Source organism: Longimycelium tulufanense, from assembly GCF_014645795.1.
Classification (GTDB): domain Bacteria; phylum Actinomycetota; class Actinomycetes; order Mycobacteriales; family Pseudonocardiaceae; genus Longimycelium; species Longimycelium tulufanense.
Window position 1 is genome coordinate 1 of sequence record NZ_BMMK01000079.1, and the last position, 5,513, is coordinate 5,513.

Below are 5,513 nucleotides of genomic sequence, written 5' to 3' on the forward strand. Positions count from 1 at the left end.
CCTCCCTCATTCCAACATCATCAGGCTGTCGTGCCCGTCACCAACCTCTATGGGCAGTACAGCTAGGACCACGTTGTCCCTGGTCACCTACCGCTCCCCTCCCCCACTGGGCCGGCTGCGACACCACCGATGCGTCGGTGGCCCACCGGACGGGGGCACGCGGGCGCGAGCGTTGCGCACGACGCGGCGGCCGAAGGGCGGGGGGAGCAGCACGCGTCGAACCGGGAGCTGCGGTGCGCGGCGCGGAGCAAACGAGGGGGAGCGGCGGCGCGGTGCGGGCGGCGGGTTGTGGGGAGAAGGTGCGGGGTTGGCGCCGGGGGAGAAGTGCTCACCGGGAGCCGCCGAACCACGGCGGGCCCGGGGAAGGGCGGTTCGGGTCGGGTCGGAGGAGTCCAGGGCCGCCGGCGCCCCGGGGTCGGGGCCAGCCCCTGGTCAGGGCCCGGGGCTGGGGAGGCCGGGTGCCGCTCCCCTCCCCCGGGCCCTCGCCCACGTCCTCCCGGCATCACCCGTATGGCCCAACCCCGGGTATACCCCATATGGAGTAGTGCCTCGGGTGTGGGTCGCGGGCCGGGGGAGGGGGAGTGGGGTCGGGTGCGCGGCTGCTCCCAGTGCACCCTCCCCCCGGGTGCACGCCGGCCCCGGCCCCAGGGCCCCCCGGGGGCGGGTGCGGGCGTAGCGGGCGCGCCCGGCGCCGCGTTTTCGCTGTTCAACCGCCGCGCGTTGGCTGCGACGCGGCGCTGCTGCGCGGCTGCGACCGCAGCACCCGTGCACCGGGTGCTGCGACCGTCTCGCGCGGGGCCTTGATCGGTTCCGATATTCGGCCGTTGATTCACACGAAAGGCCCTAGTGCGTGTACGCAATTGCGTACACACTCGGGACCATGGAAACCACGAACATGCGGGACTTCCGGGACCGGCTGGCCGCTCACCTGGAGCGGTTGCCGGATCTGCCGGACCAGTCCCTGATCGTCACCCGGGACGGCCAGGCTGCCGCCGTGGTCAGCACGCCCGAGCGCTACCGGCAGGGCGAGCACGCCCGCACCCAGCTCCGCGACGTGCTGCGCTACCTGGAGGGTGCGCTGACCATCCCCGGGCGGGTGGACCCGACGGTGCGGACCGCGCTGCTGGAGGCGCTCAAGGCGGCGGGCCTGCCCTCGATCGCGGACCTGATCGCCGCCGCCGAGCGAGGCCAGCTCGCCGTGCCCGGCACGCCACCGCGGGAGGAGGGAGAGGGATGAACCACCTGATCGGCACGGTGCGCCACCTCCTGTCCGCCATCGCGGGCGCCGAGGACCGGGAGGCTCCGTCCCCGCTGGTTGTGATCGACGTCGCCCCCGCCCCGGACGAGCTGGACCCGGCCGACGACGAGGGCGACGACACGTTGTGGTGGCCCCTGGCCGCCGCACCCCTGACCGGGGCCGACACGCGTCGCGTGCCGCGCACCCCCACCGCCGCCGAACATCGGGCGCTGCTGCACCTGATGCGCTCCGGGCACCTGGAGCTGGGCCGCCGGCCCCGCCGGCTGCGCTACGACGGTGCGCTGTGGGACGCCCTGCCGGTGGTGACCACCCCGGCCGGCCGGGTCCAGCTCCGCCGCCTGGGCGGCCACACCCCGGCCAGGGAGGTGAGGGCCCGATGACCCGCCCCGCCTTACCCGCTCTGCTCGGCGCGACCCTGGCCACCGCCGTCCTAGTCGCCGGCTGCCAGCCCGGCCCCGCCGTTGACGACGGCCCGCCACTGACGGACTGGACCTACGACAGCATCGGCCACCCCGCCCGTGCCGGGCACCCCGAGCGCGGTCCCGAGGGGACCTACGTGGTCTGCCACCGGGGACGCAAGGGCAGCCCCCGCAAGCTCGTCGCTGTGCCCGGTCACGTCGCGACCGCGCTGCGGCCCGGCGACCCCTGCCCCCACGGAACGACTCTCGACCAGTGGTGACCCCATACCCCAGGACCGACCCGTCCACCACATCTGCACGGACAAGGAGACGCCCGATGAGTGACCTGGCCGACGCGATCGACCACCTCACCGACTACTCGGTCGCCCTGTATCCCGACGGCCCCTACCCCGGCGACGAGGACCTGGCCCGTGTCGCGTCCGTGGCCGGGCACCTGCTGGACTACCTGGAGGCCGCGCTGGCCTACGGCGGCCCCTACGCGCCGGCCACCCTGTACCGGGTGGTGGGCACGGCCCAGGGTGCGGCGACGCGGCTGGCCGAAATCGCCACCCGCGTCGCCGACACCCTGGAGCGGCACCACGAGACCGGGCGGTTGCGCCACGACGCCCACCGCGACGACCCACCCGGGGTCTCTGCCCACCGGGCCGCCGAGGCCGCGCACGCCGCCGACGCCCTGTGCTACGACGCCGAGCACGGGTTCACCGACGCCGCAGAGCGGCTCGGCCAGGCCCACACGCACGTGGGGCACCTGTACCTGGCCGAGAAGGACGAGCCGACGCCCCCGCCGAGGCTGCGTCCACTGCCCCCACTCAACCTCAACGACGGTGAGGGGGAGCAGCGGTGAAGGAACACGAGCTACCCACCCAGGCCGGCATCACCCGCAAGACCCTGGAAAGCCTGGACCGCGCCCGGTCCGGCTTGTCCGAGGCCCGCGACTGGCTGGCCTCGGACTGGCGACCGCTCGGCACGCCCTTGCCGTCGGCGCGCGGGGACGCCTGGCGCGACGCCCAACGGTTGATCAGCCAGGCCAAGGCCCTCATCGACGAGGCCAAGGCCACCCTGTCCGACGCCGAGCAGAACTGACCGACACCCTCGCGGCCCCAGCCGGCGAGAGCTGGCAGGCCGAGCATCCGCTGCGTCCGCGCAGCCACACCGTGGGCTGGCGGCCCTGCCTGGACCACCGCGGCGGGCACCGGGTGTACCGGTGCGAGATCCCCGGCTGCCCGAACCCGGTGCACCTGGAGCCACCCTGCTCCCCTCCGAACGCGTGAGGACTCCCGGACTTCCGAAGTACCGAAGTCCGGGAGTTACAGACCCACGCCCCGCAGGGGGTTGTCGCGCCACTGGTCGACGGCGCGGACGTAGTTGTGGACGACGGTGGAGGAGGGAGACCAGCGGCCGTGTGCGGCGATCGCGGAGACCGGGGCCCCGGCCTGGGCTGAGGAGGTGGCGCCGCCGGCCCGCAGCGAGTGCGCCGAGTAGGTCTCGGGGTAGGGCAGTGCGGCGCGGCGCGCGAGGCCCTGCACGATGCGGCGCAGGCCGTCGGTGGACAGCGAGGGCCCGAGGTTGCCGTGCCGGTCCACCGAGCGCAGCAGCGGCCCGGTGGTGATCCCGTGCTCGGCCAGCGTGGCGCGCCAGGCGCGGACCAGGCGGACGGGGCAGGTGGTCGGATCGGTGCCGTAGGGGATGGCGACCTCCACACCGCGGGCGGCCTGGTCGGTCTTGCTGGTGCGGATGTAGACCAGCAGCCCGTGGTCGACCTCGACCAGGTCGTACAGCTGCAGCGCGGTCAGCTCGGAGCGGCGGCCGTACAGCGCCAGGCCGAGCACGCACAGCACCCGGTCCCGCAGGCCGATCAGGGTGCCCGGATCGGTGGTGGCGATCATCGCGCGCAGCGCGTCGACCGTGATCGGGGTGGCCTTGCGGACCCGGTGGCCGGCATCGGCCCGCCGCCGTCGGTAGTCGCGCAGCAGCAGGTAGGCCGCATCCCCGGCGGGTTGGCCGGGGTAGCCGGCCTTGGTGTGGCGGGACCGGATGACCGCGACGGCCTGGGTCACCGACGCCGGGGCGGGCGGCCGGGTCTGGTCGTCGCGGGTCAGGTGCGCGACGTACTCGGTCAGCGTCTCGGCGGTCGCCGGCAGGGGGACGCGGCCCTGCCGGGCGCACCAGGTCTCGAACCGCCGCCATTGCCGGGCGTAGGCCCGCTGGGTGTTGGGGGAGACGGCATCGGCGAGCCGCTGCGCGGTCTCCGGCGACACCTGGCGGTCACGAGGGGCAGCCGCGGCCGGCGCCGGGCGAGTGTCGGACGCGGGGACGGGGGCACGCTCAAGATCGCTCACCCCACGATTCTAGATCGCGATAAGCATCGATTATCGCGATCTAGAATCGTGATGCCGACCCGCGAGCGCAAGGCCCTGGCCGCCGAGGCGGTACACGCCGCCCTCGACCCCGAGCTGGCCCAGGCCGTGCTCGACGACGAGGCGTTCGGCGCGCTGGCCTGGCACCTCTCCCGCGCCGCCGCGACCGGCGCGGAGCCGGCCGCCCTGCTGGCCGACCTGGACCCCGACGACCTCGCGTGGGCGCCCCACGCCGAGCACCCGGCCGCGTTCCTGGCCAGCCGTCTCGACTACTGAAGAAAGGCGTGACCAGCACAGATGACCGACTCCCTGAGCCGCCACCCGGTGGCGGTGACCGTCTTCCTGGACTCCGAGGGGGTCGACGCACGCGACGCCCACCACGTCGGCGAACAGGCCGTGCGCCAGGCCCTCGCCGCGGCCGGCGACACGCTGACCACCCGCACCTACACCGGCCATCAGCGCACCGCCCGAGTCGTCGACGTGATGCTCACCGGCGCCGCGCTGCGCGACGGGGCGCTGGTCCTCCAGCCAGCCGAGAGGCTGTACCCACACAGCGACACCGCGTGAGCCTGTGACCTGCACGTTTTGGGAACTCTCGGACCCCTGTCGTAGTCTGAAAAAAGAGGCACGGGGCCCCACCAGTTGGTGGGGCCCCGTTGCTTTGCCTGGGTATCCGCCGCCCGTCAGGTGCCGGACTCCCGGACTTCCGAGGTACCGGAGTCCGGGAGTACCGAGTCGCGGAGTTCATCCTCGGTGTCACCGGCGAGCTGGTCGGCGTGGGTGAGCAGCAGGTCGACCGCGACCCGTAGGAGCGTGTTCTCGGTCAGTCGTTCGCCGCGGTATTGCCTCCGGCCGGCGAGGCGGCGGCGGAGCCGGGACAGTTCCTCGACCTGGTCGGGGCGCAGCCGGGCATCCATCCGGGCCATTTGCAGGTAGCGGGGCCCCTCCCCATCGGGCGTGCGCGGCGGCGTGGACTGCGGGACTTCCGCAGTCCGGGACTCCGTGGGTGGGCTGGTGGTGGGACCGATGCGGATCGGCTCGACGGCGGGTTGGAGCTGGCCGCCGCCGGGGCGGCTGCGGGGCACCTTGGCCATCAGGCAGCCACCCCCTCGACCAGGCGTCCGGCGAGGTCCCGGAACACGCCAGCCGGGCGGGTGCCCCGGGATCCGAGCGCCCGCAGCGGCAGGGCCGCGTCGGTGGCGTCCTTGATCGCGGCGATCTCGGGAACGTGGGGCGTCCAGATCCGGCCGGCGCCGAGTACCTCGGCCAAGCCGTCGAGCTGGTAGGAGTGCGCGCCCAGCGAAGCGCGTACCCGGGAGACGACCCAGGCCAGCAGCGTCAGCTCCAGGTTGCTCAACGCCTCCCGGTTGGTGTCCTCGGCAATGAAGTCGCGCAGCCGGATCGCGCCCTCCACGCTGTCGTACTCCGGCTCCACCGAGCCCAGCGCCTTGTCCGCGCTGGCCAGGCCGAGCTGGGCCA

9 protein-coding genes and 1 pseudogene are annotated in these 5,513 nt (G+C 74.0%); 7 read left to right on the top strand and 3 right to left on the bottom strand.

Going from position 1 to position 5,513, the window contains the following annotated elements:
* Nucleotides 1-880 precede the first annotated feature (880 nt).
* The 5 genes from IEY55_RS31315 to IEY55_RS31335 are packed head-to-tail and all read left to right on the top strand — an operon-like array spanning nucleotide 881 to nucleotide 2,760.
* Nucleotides 881-1,237: a hypothetical protein gene (locus IEY55_RS31315; protein ID WP_189062204.1), complete on the top strand. Its 357-nt coding sequence runs from the start codon at nucleotides 881-883 to the stop codon at nucleotides 1,235-1,237.
* Complete coding sequence (locus IEY55_RS31320; RefSeq protein WP_189062205.1) at nucleotides 1,234-1,638, top strand: hypothetical protein; 405 nt, start codon at nucleotides 1,234-1,236, stop codon at nucleotides 1,636-1,638. Before IEY55_RS31315 ends, IEY55_RS31320 begins: the two co-directional genes overlap by 4 nt.
* On the top strand, nucleotides 1,635-1,937 hold the full coding sequence (locus tag IEY55_RS31325; RefSeq protein WP_189062206.1) for a hypothetical protein: 303 nt from the start codon (nucleotides 1,635-1,637) through the stop codon (nucleotides 1,935-1,937). Before IEY55_RS31320 ends, IEY55_RS31325 begins: the two co-directional genes overlap by 4 nt.
* Nucleotides 1,938-1,993: 56 nt before the next feature.
* Entirely contained in the window at nucleotides 1,994-2,521 is a 528-nt protein-coding gene (locus IEY55_RS31330; RefSeq protein ID WP_189062207.1) for a hypothetical protein, read from the top strand.
* The gene (locus IEY55_RS31335) at nucleotides 2,518-2,760 is read left to right on the top strand and encodes a hypothetical protein (protein WP_189062208.1); all 243 of its coding nucleotides are present in this window, start codon (nucleotides 2,518-2,520) and stop codon (nucleotides 2,758-2,760) included. The genes IEY55_RS31330 and IEY55_RS31335 overlap by 4 nt, the downstream gene beginning before the upstream one ends.
* Nucleotides 2,761-2,984: 224 nt before the next feature.
* Here the strand turns inward: IEY55_RS31335 and IEY55_RS31340 are convergent, their stop codons facing one another.
* Entirely contained in the window at nucleotides 2,985-4,016 is a 1,032-nt protein-coding gene (locus IEY55_RS31340; protein ID WP_229686948.1) for a site-specific integrase, read from the bottom strand.
* Nucleotides 4,017-4,067: 51 nt separating this feature from the next.
* Between IEY55_RS31340 and IEY55_RS31345 the strand changes: the two genes are divergently transcribed.
* Together IEY55_RS31345 and IEY55_RS31350 are read left to right on the top strand one after the other, a co-directional pair.
* Nucleotides 4,068-4,310 carry a hypothetical protein gene (locus tag IEY55_RS31345; RefSeq protein ID WP_189062209.1) on the top strand — a complete coding sequence of 81 codons (243 nt, stop codon included), beginning with the start codon at nucleotides 4,068-4,070 and terminating at the stop codon, nucleotides 4,308-4,310.
* A gap of 21 nt (nucleotides 4,311-4,331) precedes the next feature.
* On the top strand, nucleotides 4,332-4,601 hold the full coding sequence (locus IEY55_RS31350) for a hypothetical protein (protein WP_189062210.1): 270 nt from the start codon (nucleotides 4,332-4,334) through the stop codon (nucleotides 4,599-4,601).
* 116 nt (nucleotides 4,602-4,717) lie between these two features.
* Here IEY55_RS31350 and IEY55_RS32450 read toward each other — a convergent pair whose 3' ends face one another.
* Nucleotides 4,718-5,128 carry a hypothetical protein gene (locus tag IEY55_RS32450; RefSeq protein WP_229686949.1) on the bottom strand — a complete coding sequence of 137 codons (411 nt, stop codon included), beginning with the start codon at nucleotides 5,126-5,128 and terminating at the stop codon, nucleotides 4,718-4,720.
* Nucleotides 5,128-5,513 (bottom strand): annotated as a pseudogene (locus IEY55_RS31360) (ParA family protein); the annotation flags it as partial. The gene IEY55_RS32450 and the pseudogene IEY55_RS31360, both read right to left, overlap by 1 nt.

What these genes read in the sequence shown, in the direction of transcription:
- IEY55_RS31315 (WP_189062204.1), top strand. Translation starts at nt 881, where the DNA reads ATGGAAACCACGAACATGCGGGACTTCCGGGACCGGCTGGCCGCTCAC.
- IEY55_RS31330 (WP_189062207.1), top strand. Translation starts at nt 1,994, where the DNA reads ATGAGTGACCTGGCCGACGCGATCGACCACCTCACCGACTACTCGGTC.
- IEY55_RS31345 (WP_189062209.1), top strand. Translation starts at nt 4,068, where the DNA reads ATGCCGACCCGCGAGCGCAAGGCCCTGGCCGCCGAGGCGGTACACGCC.
- IEY55_RS31320 (WP_189062205.1), top strand. Translation starts at nt 1,234, where the DNA reads ATGAACCACCTGATCGGCACGGTGCGCCACCTCCTGTCCGCCATCGCG.
- IEY55_RS32450 (WP_229686949.1), bottom strand. Translation starts at nt 5,128, where the DNA reads ATGGCCAAGGTGCCCCGCAGCCGCCCCGGCGGCGGCCAGCTCCAACCC.
- IEY55_RS31350 (WP_189062210.1), top strand. Translation starts at nt 4,332, where the DNA reads ATGACCGACTCCCTGAGCCGCCACCCGGTGGCGGTGACCGTCTTCCTG.
- IEY55_RS31325 (WP_189062206.1), top strand. Translation starts at nt 1,635, where the DNA reads ATGACCCGCCCCGCCTTACCCGCTCTGCTCGGCGCGACCCTGGCCACC.